The sequence below is a fragment of the Lelliottia sp. RD5 genome, from assembly GCF_056032945.1.
Window position 1 is genome coordinate 164,909 of the sequence record NZ_JBVYHQ010000005.1, and the last position, 16,020, is coordinate 180,928.

Genomic DNA, 16,020 nt, shown 5'->3' on the forward strand with positions numbered 1-16,020 from the left:
GGCCCCAGACGGCGGCAACCTTACTCCTCTAACGACCGCAGATGGTCATCTTTATTGAGCGTCATCAGCGCCGCCATGCTGACCACCGCCGTCGCCATCACGTAGTACGCCGGAATATCGAGATTACCCGTCTGTTTGATCAAGCCTGTAATGATTAAGCCCGCACAGCCTGAGAAAATCGCGTTCGAAAGCGAATACGCCAGTCCAAGCCCTGTGTAACGCACGCGCGTCGGGAACATCTCCGAGAGCATTGCAGGCCCTGGCCCTGCCAGCATCCCCACCAAACCGCCAGCAATCAGAACCACAATGGCTTTAATGGCCAGCGTGCTGGATTCTGCCTGCAACACTTTGAGCAGCGGCAGCGCCAGAATCAGTAATAGCCCAGTGGCGATGAGCATCACCGTGCGCCGACCGATTTTGTCGCTCAATATCCCCGATGGAATAATGGTCAGCGCAAATCCGACATTCGAGATCACGGCAATCAGCAGCGCCTGGTTAAAGCCAGTATGCAGCGCCGACTGTAAATAGGTGGGCATGATGACCAGATAGGTATAGCCCGCAGCCGACCACACCATCACGCGCCCTATCCCCATCACGATCGCTTTGAGCGTTTCCGCAGTCTGCGCCTTCGCAACGACCGGTTTTTCCTGCTGTTTTACAAAGCTTGGCGTCTCTTCCATGCTCACCCGCAGCCACAGGGCGACCACGCCCATCGGCAGCGCGAGGAAGAACGGAATGCGCCAGCCCCAGTCGTGCAGCGCTTCGGGCGTGAGGACGGCGGAAAGCAGCGCCACGATCCCCGCACCGGCTAGTAGACCCAGTGCCACGGTAAAGGACTGCCACGCACCGTAAAGCCCGCGTTTGCCGCGTGGAGCGAATTCGGTCATTAGCGACACCGCGCCGCCGTATTCACCGCCCGCAAACAGCCCCTGTAAAATGCGCAGACCGGTGATAATCAGCGGGGCGGCAATGCCAATACTGGCGTAGACCGGCACGACACCAATCGCCGCCGTCGCGAGGGTCATCAGCACCAGCACAATGATCAACGTCGGCTTACGCCCAATACGGTCACCTATTCGCCCGAACACCACCGCGCCCAACGGTCGGAAGAAAAACGCAATCGCAAACGAAGCGTAGGTGAGAATCAGGCCGGTTGTTCCCGCTTCACCTTCAAGCTGGAAGAAATTTTTCGCAATAACGGTGGCCATAAAGCCATACACCGCAAACTCATACCATTCGATAAAGTTACCAATAGAGCCTGCAATTAAAGCGCGCTTATGCGCATCCGGCGCACGTTGGGAAGATTGCATAATGATTCTCTTCTGGAAGGTGAGAATAAATTATTCAACAGAATCGCCGGAGTGAAATAGTTTATTCTTATATTGTGTGACCTGTTTCACGAATGATCTCAGCAAGATCGCTGCCTTGTGACCCGACTCCCATGCAGCCTTCGCGCAGGTTGTCCATAATGACCTTCATTGCCATTGAAGGAGGGACGCACCATGCACTGGCAGACTCATACCGTTTTTAATCAGCCGTTACCCCTTTCCAACAGTAATCTGTTTCTTTCCGATTGCGCGCTACGTGACGCCGTCATCCGAGAGGGGGCGGAGTGGGACATGGAGCTGCTCGCCAGCATCGGCCAGCAGCTAGGTACAGCGGAATCGCTGGAGCTTGGCAGGCTCGCCAATGCAAATCCCCCTGAACTTTTACGCTACAACGCCGCGGGTGAGCGGCTGGACGATGTACGTTTTCATCCGGCGTGGCATCTGCTCATGCAGGGACTGTGTGCGAATCGGGTCCATAACCTGGCGTGGGAAGATCAGGCTCGCAAGGGATCGTTTGTCGCGCGCGCGGCACGGTTCATTCTCCATGCCCAAGTGGAAGCCGGAACGCTTTGCCCAGTCACCATGACGTTTGCCGCGACGCCGTTGTTACAGCAATCCCTCCCTAAACCTTTTCACGACTGGCTGACGCCGCTGATGAGCGATCGTTACGATCCGCATATCGCGCCTGGCGGGCAAAAACGCGGACTCCTGATCGGGATGGGAATGACCGAAAAACAGGGCGGCTCAGATGTACTGAGCAACACCACGCGCGCCGAAAAATGCAGCGACGGCAGCTATCGGCTGGTGGGGCATAAATGGTTTTACTCAGTGCCTCAAAGCGATGCGCATCTGGTGCTGGCGCAGGCGAAAGGAGGGCTTTCATGCTTTTTCGTCCCGCGCATATTGCCTGACGGGCAGCGCAACGCTGTTCGGCTGGAGCGCCTGAAAGATAAGCTCGGCAATCGCTCAAACGCCAGCAGCGAAGCGGAGTTTATGGACGCTTCCGGTTGGATTGTAGGGGAAGAGGGCGAAGGCGTACGCCAGATCCTCAAAATGGGGGGCCTGACGCGCTTTGACTGCGCGCTGGGTAGCCACGGGCTGATGCGCCGTGCGCTCTCTGTTGCGCTGTACCACGCCCACCAGCGCCAGACGTTTGGCAAAAATCTGGTCGATCAGCCGCTGATGCGCGAAGTACTGAGCCGCATGGCGTTGCAGCTCGAAGGGCAAACCGCGCTGCTGTTCCGTCTTGCGCGTGCCTGGGATCAGCGCGAGGATCAGAAGGAAATAGCCTGGGCGCGGCTCTTTACACCCGCCGCGAAATTCAGCGTCTGCAAAGCGGGGATCCCCTTTGTGGCGGAGGCGATGGAAGTGCTGGGCGGCGCAGGCTATTGCGAAGAGAGTGAATTGCCGCGTCTTTACCGTGAAATGCCGGTGAACAGCATCTGGGAAGGGTCGGGCAACATTATGTGCCTGGATGTTTTGCGCGTCCTGGCGAAGCAGCCTGCCATTCTCGACGTATTACAGGAGGATTTTGCCCAGGTAAAAGGGCAAGACCGACATTTTGATCGCAGCTGGCGACAACTGCTGCAAAAGCTACGTAAGCCTCAGGAGTCCCAGGGGCGGGAGATCACCCAGCAGATATTTTTGCTGGGCGCAGGCGCACAAATGCTACGGCACGCATCGCCACCGGTAGCGCAGGCGTGGTGCCGCATGATGCTGGATGCCCGTGGCAGTCTGGTGCTCAGCGAGCAGGTCAAAAATGACCTGCTGCTGCGCGCCACGGGACGGGTGGTTTAGTGTTTTAAGCGGAAAATGCTGACCACTTCAGCCAGGTGCGATCCCTTCTCACGCAGCGTTTGTGCAGTTTGCTCGCTGCGTGAAACGCGATCGGCGTTGATATGCGACGCTTCGCCAATGTGGGTCATCGCCAGGTTGACCTGATGGATGCCCGCAGATTGCTCATGCGACGCGTGGTTAATCTCGGTTACCAGCTGGTTGATGTTATCGATATGCACAATGATCGACTCCATCGCATGCTGGGTTTGTTCGGAAAGCTGGTGGCCTTCGCTCACTTTTTTCAGCGTGTCGCCAATCAACTGCTCGATTTCTTTCACCGCATTGGCACTGCGGGCGGCCAGCGCACGCACTTCCTGGGCGACAACGGCAAAACCTTTGCCGTGCTCACCCGCACGCGCGGCTTCCACCGCGGCGTTCAGCGCCAGAATATTGGTCTGAAACGCAATCGATTCGATCACGCGTGTGATGTCTTCAATACGTTTCGATGCGTCGCGAATATCATCCATGGTGGCGACCGCGTTTCCGACGGTTTCGCCACCGTGATGCACGGCGCGTGAGGTCTCGCCTACCAGCTGCTGCGTTTGTTCCATGTTCGCCGCATTTTGCTGCACAGTTGCGGCAAGTTGTTCCATACTCGCCGACGTTTCTTCAACGCTACTCGCCTGCTTATTTATTTGCTCAGAGATTTCACCGGTATCGGAAGCCAGCGCGTTAGTCCCCTGATGGATTTCACCTGCCGCTTCACGAACCTGCTGAACGATCTGCTGCAATCCAGCGCCAATGCCGTTAATCGCGCCAATCAACTGGCCGACTTCATCCTGACGGGTGACGGGCAGCTCCGCCCGAAGATCGCCCGCGGCGTATTGACGAGCCAAATCGATGACGTCGCGCAGTGGACGGGTTAACCAGCGACGGATAATCACAACGAACAGTGCGGCAAACAGCGCAGATAGTACGATTCCCGCCAGCAGGAAACGGTCGCGCAAGGCGTTGACGTTGGCCAGCAACACGGATTTATCCACTTCACCAATGATCGTCCAGTTCCAGCCTGGCAACGGGGTATACGCCATTTTAAGGGTACGCCCATCGTCGCTTTGACGTTCCAGGGTGCCGGATTTTCCGCTCAGAAGCTGTTGCTGAATTTCGTTATCCCACTTCGGCAATTTTCCTTCTTCGCTAGAGTGGAACAGATACTGCCCGCGCGTTTTGCCGTTGCCGCGATCTAACACATAGAAATGACCGCTGTCGCCGAGGCGGCGATTCAGGATCTTTTCACGCATCACGTTCCAGGAATTCGTGATATCGACCCCGACAAAAACGATCGCAATGACTTGGCCGCTCGCATCTTTAACCGGCTGATACTGGGTGATGTAGCGCTTGCCAAACAGCAAAGCCAGACCGCGATAAACTTCGCCTTTGGTCACGGAGCTAAACGCGGCGCTGGAATTATCCAGCACGGTGCCGATGGCGCGCTCGCCGTTTTCTTTACGCAGCGACGTCGCTACACGAATAAAGTCATTACCGCTGCGGACAAACAGAGTTGAAATCGCACCGGTACGATTCAGGAAATCATCAGAGAAGGCATTGTTTTCGTGGAGTTCGGTGTCACCCCCTTTCAGCAAAGGTGCATTTTGCCCGTTAATGGTACGCATTTGACTGGCATCGCTGCTCAGCGGCTGGGGCAGAAATGTGCCAAATAGTTTGGTGTAGCTCTCGACTTCTTCGCTGAGGCTGGTGTTGAACATCTGGACCATATCCACCACGCCCGTGGACTGATTATGCAGATCTTCCACCGCAAGGGCTTCGAGCTGTTGGCTGGCTTTTTGACTCAGGAGAAAGGTGAATAACAGGAAGAGCGTAGCAACGCTCGTACCGGTAAGCAGCGAAAGCTTGGTGCCCAAACCAGAACGGCGGAAAAAATTGATCATAAATTGCTCATTGTCGAAAAGGTATGGCAGTTCAACGGCAGAGCGGGGATAACATTTACCAAACTTATGTAACAAAATGTTACATTGATGTGATGAATGAGCAACAGTCAGGGTAAACGATTTGTAGAAATAGAAAAGCCACTAATATTAAGTGGCTTTTATGGACGGGCTTCAGGTGTAGAGAATCGCTTGCACTCGCCACTGGTCGGCATGTCGGTCCTCCTGCATCTGGACGATGCGATACCAGGAAGCACCTTGCTCATCCGCTTTTAAGGCAATTACACGTTCAACATCTTGCGGGCTCCCTGAAATGTTAGTCACGGAGATCAGACCCATTTCGTTTAAGCCTGTGACGCAATCCGCACTGGCAAATTCCGCTGACTGCGCGGTGGTGCTCATCAGTCCCGCTGAGAGCAGCAGTGAGGTCAAAGCAAGAGATCGTTTCATTGTCAGCTCCATTTCACATGTCTCCGGTATCCGCCGGGCAATCCTTCGCAAATAAACTCACTTCCTATGTCACAGGCATGGAGTTTATTGTGGACAGGAAAACGTCTATGGACGCAAAGCAGTGTAAATGTCGTTTAAATGCTGACAGTTATTTGCGGTACAAAATGGCTTGTGAGTACCACTGTCCCGTTATGATTGTTTCATCAATCATAATGATGACGTAATAATCTGCTTTCGCAGCGACAGCTTTGGCTTTTATTTCATCCTCTGCATCCGCCGGTGAACCGCGAACTAACGCACTGACGGTACCCAGTCGTTGTAATCCTTCGGTCTGATTACGGCGAATTTCCTGAGGATGATCGGTAGCCGCGGGAGCGGGTTGCGGTGTGCCTTGCAACGCGCTACAGCCCATTAATAGCGACACCAGCAATAAAGCAGCGAACCTGCGCATAACCATATCTCGTTTCCTGATAGTCATAGTGTAGATGTCTGCGAATTTCCTTTTGGGGGAATGTTCCCAAACTGTTATCTGTGACGTAAATTTCGAATGAAAATGTCGTGAAAGCGTAATCCAGTTCTCAACATTATGAATCACCCATCAGACAAGAGGATCGACCATGATTGAACTTACAACGCAGCGGCTTGGCGAACACGAAATTCTACACGCTTTTCCGGCGGGAATGCGTGAGCAGCCGTTGCCGGTTGTTATTTTTTATCATGGCTTTACGTCATCAAAACTGGTGTACAGCTATTTTGCCGTGGCATTGGCGCAGGCAGGCTTTCGGGTCGTGATGCCTGATGCTCCCGATCATGGCGCGCGATATTCAGGTGATGAACAGACGCGATTGGGCCAGTTCTGGCCCATTCTTCACGGCAATCTGCTGGAGTTCAGCGGATTACGTGATGCGGTGTATCAGGCGGGGTGGGTCGCTGATGACCGACTGGCCGTTGCCGGAGCATCAATGGGCGGCATGACTGCGTTGGGCATCATGACGCGTTACCCGGAAGTGAAATGCGTCGCGAGCCTGATGGGATCGGGCTTTTTCACCACGCTTGCTCACACACTTTTTCCGCCGACGGGTGATGTTGACGCGATGGTTTCTCTACTCGCTGACTGGGAGGTCACGCATGCTCTGCCGCGTCTGGCCGATCGCCCACTGCTGCTCTGGCATGGTGAAGCGGATGACGTCGTGCCTGCGGGTGAGACGTTCCGTTTGCAGCAAGCCTTGATTCGCGATGGGCTGGATAAAAATCTAACGTGTTTGTGGGAAGCGGGTGTTAAGCATCGCATCACACCCACGTCGCTGGATGCCACGGTTGCGTTCTTCCAAAAGCATCTTTAAAAGCACAGGTTTAACGCCATGGGCGCAAAAAAAAAGCCCCCGGGCAGGGGGCAAGTCAAACTAGGACTATGTTCTCGTTTTTGGCTTTCCTGGTGCTAACGTTAAGTCTTATCGGTAGATATCTGCGCTTGCATGCATATTGCCGTTGCTACCGGGTTCGCGTGTTAAAACTACATGGTAATACGCCGCACCCTGTGCGTCGGTCTCTTCATTAAGCGCCTGATCTGCTTCACTTTCAGTGGCGAAATTATGATTAATGTAAATCACGCCTAAGCTGTGCACATCATCCATATTTTTAGCCTGTTGGCTGTCTACTTTGATGGCTGCCATCGCGCTTGTACTCAGCACAAGCGCAGCCAAAATGACTATTGCGATGTTTTTCATGATCTGTACTCCACGACAACATGCTGTTTGCGGTTTTGCCTCTCCTGTCGTGTCTGGATGGGGTCTGATTAAAGTGTAATCGCTTATCTGGCGGGAAATCGCGACCATTTCTGATGCTGTTGTTCAAAAAAATGGCGCTTTCAGATGTGATTAATTTTAAATCATCCACTTAGACTGGCTTTACGCTTTGTGCGAATTAATTGTGCAATCAGCTTGAGTTTATGGGGCTTCGCAATTAGAATGGCGCGTCAATTTTTCAGCCGACCTTTAACAACGTTCCTTGCCTCCATGGGCCTCGGCTGACCCAGACAGGAGGCTGAATAATCCGTAAGGAGCAATTCGATGCGTCATTACGAAATCGTTTTTATGGTCCATCCTGACCAGAGCGAACAGGTTCCGGGTATGATCGAACGCTACACTGGTGCAATCACTGCAGCAGAAGGCACGATCCACCGTCTGGAAGACTGGGGTCGCCGTCAGCTGGCTTATCCGATCAACAAACTGCACAAAGCGCACTACGTTCTGCTGAACGTTGAAGCTCCGCAGGAAGCGATCGATGAGCTGGAAACTAACTTCCGCTTTAACGACGCCGTTATCCGCAGCATGGTAATGCGTACTAAAAACGCAGTTACTGAAGCATCTCCGATGGTTAAAGCGAAAGACGAGCGCCGTGAGCGTCGCGATGATTTCGCAAACGAAACCGCAGATGATTCTGATGCTGGGGATTCTGAAGAGTAATTTCTGATGACCAACCGTCTGGTGTTGTCCGGTACCGTGTGCAGGACCCCCCTTCGTAAGGTCAGCCCATCAGGAATTCCTCATTGCCAGTTCGTGCTTGAGCATCGTTCTGTGCAAGAGGAAGCCGGGTTTCACCGGCAGGCGTGGTGCCAAATGCCCGTTATTATTAGCGGACACGAAAACCAGGCCATTACTCACAGTATAACGGTCGGTAGCGCAGTAACCGTTCAGGGGTTCATTTCTTGCCACAAGGCAAAGAACGGTCTGAGCAAAATGGTTCTGCATGCCGAGCAGATTGATTTGATAGATTCTGGAGACTAGCCATATGGCACGTTATTTCCGTCGTCGCAAGTTCTGCCGTTTCACCGCGGAAGGCGTTCAAGAGATCGACTATAAAGATATCGCAACGCTGAAAAACTACATCACCGAAAGCGGTAAGATTGTCCCAAGCCGTATCACCGGTACTCGTGCAAAATATCAGCGTCAGCTGGCTCGCGCTATCAAACGCGCTCGCTACCTGTCTCTGCTGCCGTACACTGATCGTCATCAGTAATCGGGCACAGTCCATTAATACGACTTTAAGAGGATAAGGTAATGCAAGTTATTCTGCTTGATAAAGTAGCAAACCTGGGCAGCCTGGGTGATCAGGTTAACGTTAAAGCGGGCTACGCTCGTAACTTCCTGGTTCCACAGGGTAAAGCTGTTCCTGCTACTAAGAAAAACGTAGAGTTTTTCGAAGCACGTCGTGCTGAACTGGAAGCCAAACTGGCTGACGTTCTGGCGGCTGCTAACGCTCGCGCTGAAGCAATCAACGCACTGGGCACCGTTACTATCGCGTCTAAATCTGGCGACGAAGGTAAACTGTTCGGTTCTATCGGTACTCGCGACATCGCTGATGCTGTAACTGCAGCTGGCGTTGAAGTGGCTAAGAGCGAAGTTCGCATGCCGAACGGCGTTCTGCGTACCACTGGTGAGCACGAAGTGGACTTCCAGGTTCACAGCGAAGTGTTCGCTAAACTGGTAGTAAACGTTGTAGCTGAGTAATTTATTACTGAGTTAGCGTAAAAACGCCGGCCTTGTGCCGGCGTTTTGCTTTTTGTCTCACCCCACCTCTCACAACTCTCCCTATAGGGTAGTAATTGCTGCCGCAATCTCTGATAATGAATTGAAACGTCATTTTATTTTTGAGATGCGCCATGAACTCCGCTCCGCCTGTGCCCGTTTTTGCCCGTAAAAATGTTGCTTATGCTTGCGCGACGCTATGTTGTCTGCTGTGGGGTAGCTCTTATCCGGCAATAAAAAGCGGGTATGAACTCTTCCAGATAGCCATCGACGATATCCCGTCGAAAGTGGTATTCGCAGGGTATCGTTTTCTCTTTGCTGGTCTGTTGTTGCTGATTTTTGCGCTCGCCCAGCGTAAACCCATCGCCAGACTCACGCCGCGGCAATTTGGGCAACTGTCCCTGCTGGGGTTGACGCAAACCACGATTCAGTACACGTTCTTTTATATTGGTCTTGCATATACCACGGGCGTGAAAGGTTCAATCATGAACGCCACCGGGACTTTTTTCAGCGTCCTGCTGGCACACTTTATCTACCAAAACGACAAGCTCAGCTATAACAAAACCATTGGCTGTATTCTGGGGTTTGCGGGCGTGATGCTGGTGAACTTCAACAGTGGATTGATGGATTTTAGCTTTGTCTGGAACGGCGATGGCTTTGTGATTCTGGCCGCCTTTATCCTCTCTGCCGCCACGTTGTACGGGAAACGTATCTCTCAAACGGTCGATCCGACCGTGATGACCGGCTGGCAACTGGCGATTGGCGGACTGGTGCTGGTTGTGGGCGGCTACTCGACGGGCGGAACGCTGGAAGTGCACAGCATTGAAGCCGTTGCGATTTTGGGTTACCTGACGCTGTTATCGTCAGTCGCTTTTGCGTTGTGGAGTGTGCTGTTGAAAGTTAACCGCGTCAGTATGATCGCCCCATTCAACTTTGTCGTACCGGTGGCCGGGACGGTGCTGTCCGCTATTTTCCTGGGCGAAAACATTCTGGACATCAAATATGCCATCGCGCTGGTACTGGTGTGTTCAGGGATTTGGTGGGTGAATAAGGTCAGTAAAAAAACAGTCTAAAAAGTCTGCCCGGTGAACGTCACGTCACCGGGCGGAGAATTATTTCGCGCGGATAAAACTGCCGTCAGTCTGGCGAGTGAACAACACCTGTTCGCCATTTCCGGTATCAATTGTCAGACCCGTCACCACGCCGCTGGCATTCTGGCGAATCTGCACCATCTGACCGCTTTGCAAATTGCTGAGCGGTTTCCCTGCACCTTCTACCTGCGCCATGGAATAGACATCAGTCGGTGGCAAATTGTGGTCGCGGAACAGCTGCGCCATTGTTTTCCCAGGCTCAACGCGATACGAACGCCATTGCTGTTCGATACCCGAAGGTTGCTGGGCCTGTGGTGCGGATGCTTGTTCCTGAGGCTGTTCGTCCTGGATTGGTTCAGGCTCTACCGGCGCAACTTGGCCGGGATCGTTTGACGGCGTCACCAGCTGTGTCTGCATGGGCTGCTGATCGCGTTGTGGTTGTGATTGCGACTGGATATCCAGCTGCGCGTTGCGACTCGCTGGTACGGTATCGCTGTCATCGCCAGAAGGAAGCAGGAAGCCTACCACCACCAGCAGGGCGGCAATGATGATGCCTCTGCGATGGAGGTTCGGCAGCGGGTCCATGATGCGAAAATTATCTGGCGCATGCCAGATTTTCGCCAGGGTAGGTTTCAGTTCAAATCGCCCGGGCATGGCTCTCCTCCTGCTCCGCGTCTTTTACCCGTCATCCACGGGTCGATATCCTGTCTCAGAAGTATAGTTCGCTAACTGCCTGAATGGCGTAGCAAAGCCGCCTTCACTGTCCCACGTTTGGGAAAAATCCTGGTAAGCCCTATTGTTTCTGTTTCGCGGCGGTTTGTCATCTTAACTTAAGACAAAGTTTTACCCGTAAGGGCGTGGCTGCTATGCTGCCCGCTACTTTAAATGTGATGGAAGGAAACCCCCCATGACCACCCCGACTTTTGACACTATCGAAGCGCAGGCAAGCTACGGTATCGGTTTGCAGGTAGGACAGCAGTTGAGCGAATCCGGCCTGGAAGGACTGTTACCTGAAGCGCTGGTGGCGGGTATCGCTGACGCGCTGGAAGGCAAACAGCCGGCAGTGCCAGTCGACGTTGTTCATCGCGCACTGCGTGAAATCCACGAGCGTGCTGATGCCGTTCGTCGCGAGCGTTTTGAAGAAATGGCTGCTGACGGCGTGAAATATCTCGAAGAAAACCGTGAGCGCGAAGGCGTGAACATCACCGAATCTGGCCTGCAGTTCCGCGTGATCACTCAGGGCGAAGGCGCAATCCCGGCTCGCACCAACCACGTTCGCGTGCATTACACCGGTAAACTGATCGACGGTACCGTGTTCGATAGCTCCGTTGCGCGTGGCGAACCGGCTGAATTCCCGGTTAACGGCGTGATTCCTGGCTGGATCGAAGCGCTGACCCTGATGCCGGTTGGCTCTAAATGGGAACTGACGATCCCACAAAACCTGGCATACGGTGAGCGTGGCGCGGGTGCTTCTATCCCACCATTCAGCACCCTGGTATTTGAAGTCGAGTTGCTGGAAATCCTGTAATCGACGTGCATTTCCTCTCCCGCTTTGGGAGAGGAAATGCGTGATAAAACCTAAAGTTACAGCGATATCAACATTTTATTTTGCATATGCACACTTTGCGTGTATTTTTGTGAGCTGTTTTGCATTGTACAAGTGATATGACACTCACTTTAAACATATTGTTAACATAATATCTAATTCACAGTATTCATCCTGCCGATTCTTACCTACTATCGACGAGTCCTTGTATAGGGATCGTTGCATTTTGACGTCATTAAAGGCCAGAAGAGCCTAAACAACACAGACAGGTACAACAGGAAAATCACATGGTAGATCAGGTTAAAGTCGTCGCCGCTGAAGAGGCTTCGTCTGAACAGTCGCTGCGGCGCAATCTCACAAACCGTCATATTCAGCTTATCGCCATCGGCGGTGCCATTGGCACCGGGCTGTTTATGGGGTCGGGTAAAACCATCAGCCTTGCCGGGCCATCGATCATATTCGTCTATATGATCATCGGTTTTATGCTTTTCTTCGTGATGCGGGCAATGGGTGAATTGCTGCTCTCGAATCTCGAGTACAAATCGTTTAGCGATTTTGCCTCCGATTTACTCGGACCGTGGGCGGGCTATTTTACCGGCTGGACCTACTGGTTCTGCTGGGTAGTAACCGGAATGGCCGATGTCGTCGCCATTACCGCGTATGCACAATTCTGGTTCCCCGGATTGTCTGACTGGGTCGCGTCGCTGGCGGTGATCGTGCTGTTACTGAGCCTCAACCTTGCGACCGTCAAAATGTTCGGTGAGATGGAGTTCTGGTTTGCGATGATCAAAATCGTCGCGATCGTCGGCCTGATCGTGGTGGGTCTGGTGATGATACTGACGCACTTCCAGTCACCAACCGGCGTTCAGGCATCGTTTACCCATCTGTGGAACGACGGCGGCTGGTTCCCGAAAGGCCTGAGCGGATTCTTCGCAGGCTTCCAGATTGCGGTGTTTGCTTTTGTGGGCATCGAACTGGTGGGGACAACGGCGGCGGAAACCAAAGATCCTGAAAAATCCCTGCCACGCGCCATTAACTCGATTCCGATTCGCATCATTATGTTCTATGTGTTTGCGCTGATCGTGATCATGTCCGTGACGCCATGGGGTTCCGTGGTGCCAACGAAGAGCCCGTTCGTCGAGCTGTTCGTACTGGTGGGACTGCCAGCTGCGGCAAGCCTGATTAACTTCGTGGTGCTGACCTCTGCGGCGTCTTCTGCGAACAGCGGCGTGTTCTCCACCAGCCGTATGCTGTTTGGCCTGGCGCAGGAAGGTGTTGCACCCGGCGCATTCGCTAAGCTGTCTAAGCGTGCGGTTCCCGCGAAAGGGCTGACCTTCTCCTGCATCTGCCTGCTGGGCGGTGTGGTGATGCTTTACGTCAATCCGAGCGTGATCGGCGCGTTTACCATGATCACCACGGTATCCGCGATTCTGTTCATGTTTGTCTGGACGATCATTCTTTGCTCGTACCTTGTGTACCGCAAACAGCGTCCGCAGCTGCATGCGTCATCCAAATACAAAATGCCGCTCGGCAAACTGATGTGCTGGGTGTGTATGGCGTTCTTTGTCTTTGTGCTGGTATTGCTGACGCTGGAAGATGATACCCGTCAGGCGCTGATGGTCACGCCGCTGTGGTTCATTGCGCTGGGTCTCGGCTGGCTGTTTATCGGTAAGAAACGTATGGCCGGTATGCGCTAAAGAAAAAAGGCCACGTGAGGTGGCCTAAAGCAAGGACTTCCAACAAGACGCTCTCGGGCGTCTTTTTTTATTCGCCTGCGAGGGCTCGCGGGAATAAGACGTTGTTTTCGAGGCTGATGTGTTCCATCAGATCGTCGATCAATTCGTTAATGCCGTTATACATCGCTTTCCAGGTGGTACATGCATCCGCTGGAGGCGTCACGTTATCGGTGGTGTGTTTAATCACTTCGAGCAGTTCGCCCGCATCGTCATGCTCACTTTCCATCACGCTGATAGGCCCCATCGCCTGGCTACCCATTCCCTGTTTAATCATCGGGAACAGGATTTGCTCTTCTTTCATCATGTGGCTGGAGAGTTCTTCGTGCAGCATGGTCAGGTATTTTGCCAGTCCGCGCGGGACAGAGGCTTTATCGGCATGCACGCGCTCGACTTTCGTCGCCTGCAAGATCAGCTCCGGCAACTGTTCGCGGTGGCGATCGTGGTAGCGCACGATGATGTGATCGATGATTTCGGCAAGCGCGACGGTACGCCAGTCTTTGTCGATGGGCTGCTCGGCCAGTTGCGCCAGTTCAGCTTCAATCGCGTCAACATCCAGCTCCTTACGCAGAGCAGCGCGTGCCAGCGTTTGCTTACCGCCGCAGCAGTAATCCATGTCGTATTTACGAAACAGCGCAGATGCGCGCGGGATGGAGAGCGCCAGCTCGCCTAAAGGTTGGTCGCGAAAGGCCATCAGCAGTTACCTCATCATCAATAGTATAAGATGCATATTAAATACATCTTTAAGTGAAGGCTATAACCCTTTAGTGGCAAAGAGTAAAATGTGAGGTGTATCACAAATTTATTTTGAAGTATTAAGATGCTGAATGGATTTGAGAAATTCAGAAAGTGTGGGTATTAGAGAATTTACAGCGTTAAACAACCCAGCGCACCTGCCGATAGATACACGTCAGACAATATCCTGCATATAACAAAGGCATACAATGTTTAAGCGTATTAAAGTTATCACACTACTTGTTTCGGTGTTGCTGGTGCTGGGTGCCATGCAAATTATCTCTGCAGGCGTATTCATAAATGCGCTGAATAATGACAAAGACAATTTCACCGTTTCACAGGTGTCCAGTCAGAACGTTGCAGAGTTTACCGACGCATGGATCAGCCTCAACCAGGCGCGCGTAACCCTCAACCGCGGCATGCTCCGCCTGCAAAGCAGCACAGCGAGCCAGATAAACGGCGGACAGCTCAGCGAACTGGTCGCCACGGCGAAAAACCTGCTGGCGAACGCACAAGGACATTACGACAAATACTACGCCTTGCCGGAAACGCCGGGAATGGACGAAAACCTGGGTAAACAACTGGAAGAGCAATATCGCGTCTACTCTTCCACGCTGGCGCAAATGAACAGCTTGCTGGCGCAGGGTAATCTGGAAGATATGTTTAAACAGAATGCCGAGTCAAAGCAGCAGGCGATGCAAAAAGTGTATCGCGAATGGCGCGAGGCGCAGGCTAAGCTGACCAACAGAGGGATTGCGGATAACGAAAAGGACTATCAGCGCATCCTGTGGATCCTCTCTGCGATTATGATTGTGGTGGTGGGCGTGATTATCACCAGTTGGATTGCAATGCGTCGCGTGCTGCTCAAGCCGCTGGACGAGGTCATTAGCCATATCCGCGCGATTGCCGCAGGCGATCTGACGCAGCCAATCGAAGCCCATGGCAAAAACGAAATGGCCGTGCTGGGGCGCAACGTGCAGGAAATGCAAACCGCGCTGGCGAATACCGTCGGTGTCGTGCGTGAAGGCGCAGACACTATCTTTACGGGCGCAGGTGAAATTTCTGCAGGCAGCAACGATCTTTCTTCTCGTACCGAGCAGCAGGCCGCTTCTCTGGAAGAAACCGCAGCCAGCATGGAACAGCTGACCGCCACCGTGAAACAAAATGCGGACAACGCCCGTCAGGCGTCACGTCTGGCGAAAGACGCGTCCACCACCGCCAAAAAAGGCGGCAATGTGGTCGAAGGCGTGGTGCGTACGATGGATGAAATCGCCACCAGCTCCAGCAAAATTGCGCAGATCACGAACGTGATCGACGGTATCGCTTTCCAGACCAATATCCTGGCGCTCAACGCGGCGGTAGAAGCCGCACGCGCAGGCGAGCAGGGACGTGGTTTTGCGGTGGTTGCCGGTGAAGTCCGCACCCTGGCGCAACGCAGCGCTCAGGCAGCGAAAGAGATCAAAGCGCTGATCGATGATTCCGGCGAGCGCGTCAGCGCAGGTTCTCAGTTGGTTAACGAAGCGGGCAGCACGATGGCAGAAATTGTCAGTGCCGTCACGCGCGTGACCGACATTATGGGCGAAATCGCTTCCGCCTCTGATGAGCAAAGCCGTGGTATCGACCAGGTTGGTCTGGCGGTAGCGGAAATGGACCGCGTGACGCAGCAGAACTCCTCATTGGTTGAAGAGTCAGCGGCAGCGGCCGCAGCGCTGGAAGATCAGGCCGCACGTCTGAACGAAGCGGTTGCGGTGTTTAAAATCAACCGTAGCCGGGCCGTGAAAGCCGCGCCGGTCAAAACCTTCGCAGCGAAGGTCAAGCCGACGGCAACGGTTTCAGACGGTAACTGGGAAACGTTCTAATAAGTTGCCCGGCGGCACACCGCCTGCCG

17 protein-coding genes are annotated in these 16,020 nt (G+C 53.5%); 10 read left to right on the forward strand and 7 right to left on the reverse strand.

The window, feature by feature from the left end; genetic code table 11:
* Positions 1–20: 20 nt before the first annotated feature.
* Complete coding sequence (locus AC0LWE_RS16470) at positions 21–1,310, reverse strand: MFS transporter (protein ID WP_059179934.1); 1,290 nt, start codon at positions 1,308–1,310, stop codon at positions 21–23.
* A gap of 192 nt (positions 1,311–1,502) precedes the next feature.
* Between AC0LWE_RS16470 and AC0LWE_RS16475 the strand changes: the two genes are divergently transcribed.
* Complete coding sequence (locus AC0LWE_RS16475) at positions 1,503–3,125, forward strand: isovaleryl-CoA dehydrogenase (protein WP_219347136.1); 1,623 nt, start codon at positions 1,503–1,505, stop codon at positions 3,123–3,125.
* Here AC0LWE_RS16475 and AC0LWE_RS16480 read toward each other — a convergent pair.
* From AC0LWE_RS16480 to bsmA, 3 genes are all read right to left on the reverse strand, one after another.
* Positions 3,122–5,053 carry a methyl-accepting chemotaxis protein gene (locus tag AC0LWE_RS16480; RefSeq protein ID WP_202668044.1) on the reverse strand — a complete coding sequence of 644 codons (1,932 nt, stop codon included), beginning with the start codon at positions 5,051–5,053 and terminating at the stop codon, positions 3,122–3,124. The genes AC0LWE_RS16475 and AC0LWE_RS16480 overlap by 4 nt on opposite strands.
* Before the next feature lie 171 nt (positions 5,054–5,224).
* Complete coding sequence (gene yjfN / locus AC0LWE_RS16485; RefSeq protein WP_059179937.1) at positions 5,225–5,512, reverse strand: DUF1471 family protease activator YjfN; 288 nt, start codon at positions 5,510–5,512, stop codon at positions 5,225–5,227.
* A gap of 136 nt (positions 5,513–5,648) precedes the next feature.
* On the reverse strand, positions 5,649–5,978 hold the full coding sequence (bsmA, locus tag AC0LWE_RS16490; RefSeq protein ID WP_072241921.1) for a biofilm peroxide resistance protein BsmA: 330 nt from the start codon (positions 5,976–5,978) through the stop codon (positions 5,649–5,651).
* Positions 5,979–6,117: 139 nt separating this feature from the next.
* Between bsmA and yjfP the strand changes: the two genes are divergently transcribed.
* Positions 6,118–6,843 (forward strand): esterase, encoded by a 726-nt coding sequence (gene yjfP / locus AC0LWE_RS16495; protein ID WP_219347135.1) that lies wholly within the window; start codon positions 6,118–6,120, stop codon positions 6,841–6,843.
* A 108-nt stretch (positions 6,844–6,951) separates the two neighbouring features.
* On the opposite strand, the gene yjfY is transcribed toward yjfP, so the two are convergent.
* A complete protein-coding gene (gene yjfY / locus AC0LWE_RS16500) occupies positions 6,952–7,227 on the reverse strand; it encodes a DUF1471 family protein YjfY (RefSeq protein WP_219347134.1) in 276 nt (91 codons plus the stop codon).
* A 342-nt stretch (positions 7,228–7,569) separates the two neighbouring features.
* Here yjfY and rpsF point away from each other — a divergent pair, with 342 nt between their 5' ends.
* From rpsF to AC0LWE_RS16525, 5 genes are all read left to right on the forward strand, one after another.
* Entirely contained in the window at positions 7,570–7,965 is a 396-nt protein-coding gene (rpsF, locus tag AC0LWE_RS16505; RefSeq protein ID WP_011915632.1) for a 30S ribosomal protein S6, read from the forward strand.
* 6 nt (positions 7,966–7,971) lie between these two features.
* A complete protein-coding gene (priB, locus tag AC0LWE_RS16510; protein ID WP_006178996.1) occupies positions 7,972–8,286 on the forward strand; it encodes a primosomal replication protein N in 315 nt (104 codons plus the stop codon).
* 4 nt (positions 8,287–8,290) lie between these two features.
* Complete coding sequence (gene rpsR, locus AC0LWE_RS16515) at positions 8,291–8,518, forward strand: 30S ribosomal protein S18 (RefSeq protein ID WP_000135199.1); 228 nt, start codon at positions 8,291–8,293, stop codon at positions 8,516–8,518.
* Positions 8,519–8,559: 41 nt separating this feature from the next.
* A complete protein-coding gene (gene rplI / locus AC0LWE_RS16520; protein WP_059179941.1) occupies positions 8,560–9,009 on the forward strand; it encodes a 50S ribosomal protein L9 in 450 nt (149 codons plus the stop codon).
* Between the two features lie 152 nt (positions 9,010–9,161).
* Positions 9,162–10,100, forward strand: coding sequence for a DMT family transporter (locus AC0LWE_RS16525; protein ID WP_219347133.1), 939 nt, complete (start codon positions 9,162–9,164; stop codon positions 10,098–10,100).
* 39 nt (positions 10,101–10,139) lie between these two features.
* Here AC0LWE_RS16525 and AC0LWE_RS16530 read toward each other — a convergent pair whose 3' ends face one another.
* Positions 10,140–10,772 (reverse strand): OapA family protein, encoded by a 633-nt coding sequence (locus AC0LWE_RS16530; protein ID WP_219347132.1) that lies wholly within the window; start codon positions 10,770–10,772, stop codon positions 10,140–10,142.
* A 253-nt stretch (positions 10,773–11,025) separates the two neighbouring features.
* Between AC0LWE_RS16530 and fklB the strand changes: the two genes are divergently transcribed.
* Both fklB and cycA read left to right on the forward strand, forming a co-directional pair.
* Positions 11,026–11,646 (forward strand): FKBP-type peptidyl-prolyl cis-trans isomerase, encoded by a 621-nt coding sequence (fklB, locus tag AC0LWE_RS16535; RefSeq protein ID WP_012015790.1) that lies wholly within the window; start codon positions 11,026–11,028, stop codon positions 11,644–11,646.
* A gap of 305 nt (positions 11,647–11,951) precedes the next feature.
* On the forward strand, positions 11,952–13,361 hold the full coding sequence (gene cycA, locus AC0LWE_RS16540) for a D-serine/D-alanine/glycine transporter (RefSeq protein ID WP_059179945.1): 1,410 nt from the start codon (positions 11,952–11,954) through the stop codon (positions 13,359–13,361).
* Positions 13,362–13,428: 67 nt separating this feature from the next.
* Here cycA and ytfE read toward each other — a convergent pair whose 3' ends face one another.
* The gene (gene ytfE / locus AC0LWE_RS16545; protein WP_059179946.1) at positions 13,429–14,091 is read right to left on the reverse strand and encodes an iron-sulfur cluster repair protein YtfE; all 663 of its coding nucleotides are present in this window, start codon (positions 14,089–14,091) and stop codon (positions 13,429–13,431) included.
* A 250-nt stretch (positions 14,092–14,341) separates the two neighbouring features.
* Between ytfE and AC0LWE_RS16550 the strand changes: the two genes are divergently transcribed.
* Entirely contained in the window at positions 14,342–15,991 is a 1,650-nt protein-coding gene (locus AC0LWE_RS16550; protein ID WP_059179947.1) for a methyl-accepting chemotaxis protein, read from the forward strand.
* The last annotated feature ends 29 nt before the right edge of the window (positions 15,992–16,020 follow it).

What these genes read in the sequence shown, in the direction of transcription:
- AC0LWE_RS16470 (WP_059179934.1), bottom strand. Translation starts at nt 1,310, where the DNA reads ATGCAATCTTCCCAACGTGCGCCGGATGCGCATAAGCGCGCTTTAATT.
- AC0LWE_RS16475 (WP_219347136.1), top strand. Translation starts at nt 1,503, where the DNA reads ATGCACTGGCAGACTCATACCGTTTTTAATCAGCCGTTACCCCTTTCC.
- AC0LWE_RS16480 (WP_202668044.1), bottom strand. Translation starts at nt 5,053, where the DNA reads ATGATCAATTTTTTCCGCCGTTCTGGTTTGGGCACCAAGCTTTCGCTG.
- yjfN (WP_059179937.1), bottom strand. Translation starts at nt 5,512, where the DNA reads ATGGAGCTGACAATGAAACGATCTCTTGCTTTGACCTCACTGCTGCTC.
- bsmA (WP_072241921.1), bottom strand. Translation starts at nt 5,978, where the DNA reads ATGACTATCAGGAAACGAGATATGGTTATGCGCAGGTTCGCTGCTTTA.
- yjfP (WP_219347135.1), top strand. Translation starts at nt 6,118, where the DNA reads ATGATTGAACTTACAACGCAGCGGCTTGGCGAACACGAAATTCTACAC.
- yjfY (WP_219347134.1), bottom strand. Translation starts at nt 7,227, where the DNA reads ATGAAAAACATCGCAATAGTCATTTTGGCTGCGCTTGTGCTGAGTACA.
- rpsF (WP_011915632.1), top strand. Translation starts at nt 7,570, where the DNA reads ATGCGTCATTACGAAATCGTTTTTATGGTCCATCCTGACCAGAGCGAA.
- priB (WP_006178996.1), top strand. Translation starts at nt 7,972, where the DNA reads ATGACCAACCGTCTGGTGTTGTCCGGTACCGTGTGCAGGACCCCCCTT.
- rpsR (WP_000135199.1), top strand. Translation starts at nt 8,291, where the DNA reads ATGGCACGTTATTTCCGTCGTCGCAAGTTCTGCCGTTTCACCGCGGAA.
- rplI (WP_059179941.1), top strand. Translation starts at nt 8,560, where the DNA reads ATGCAAGTTATTCTGCTTGATAAAGTAGCAAACCTGGGCAGCCTGGGT.
- AC0LWE_RS16525 (WP_219347133.1), top strand. Translation starts at nt 9,162, where the DNA reads ATGAACTCCGCTCCGCCTGTGCCCGTTTTTGCCCGTAAAAATGTTGCT.
- AC0LWE_RS16530 (WP_219347132.1), bottom strand. Translation starts at nt 10,772, where the DNA reads ATGCCCGGGCGATTTGAACTGAAACCTACCCTGGCGAAAATCTGGCAT.
- fklB (WP_012015790.1), top strand. Translation starts at nt 11,026, where the DNA reads ATGACCACCCCGACTTTTGACACTATCGAAGCGCAGGCAAGCTACGGT.
- cycA (WP_059179945.1), top strand. Translation starts at nt 11,952, where the DNA reads ATGGTAGATCAGGTTAAAGTCGTCGCCGCTGAAGAGGCTTCGTCTGAA.
- ytfE (WP_059179946.1), bottom strand. Translation starts at nt 14,091, where the DNA reads ATGGCCTTTCGCGACCAACCTTTAGGCGAGCTGGCGCTCTCCATCCCG.
- AC0LWE_RS16550 (WP_059179947.1), top strand. Translation starts at nt 14,342, where the DNA reads ATGTTTAAGCGTATTAAAGTTATCACACTACTTGTTTCGGTGTTGCTG.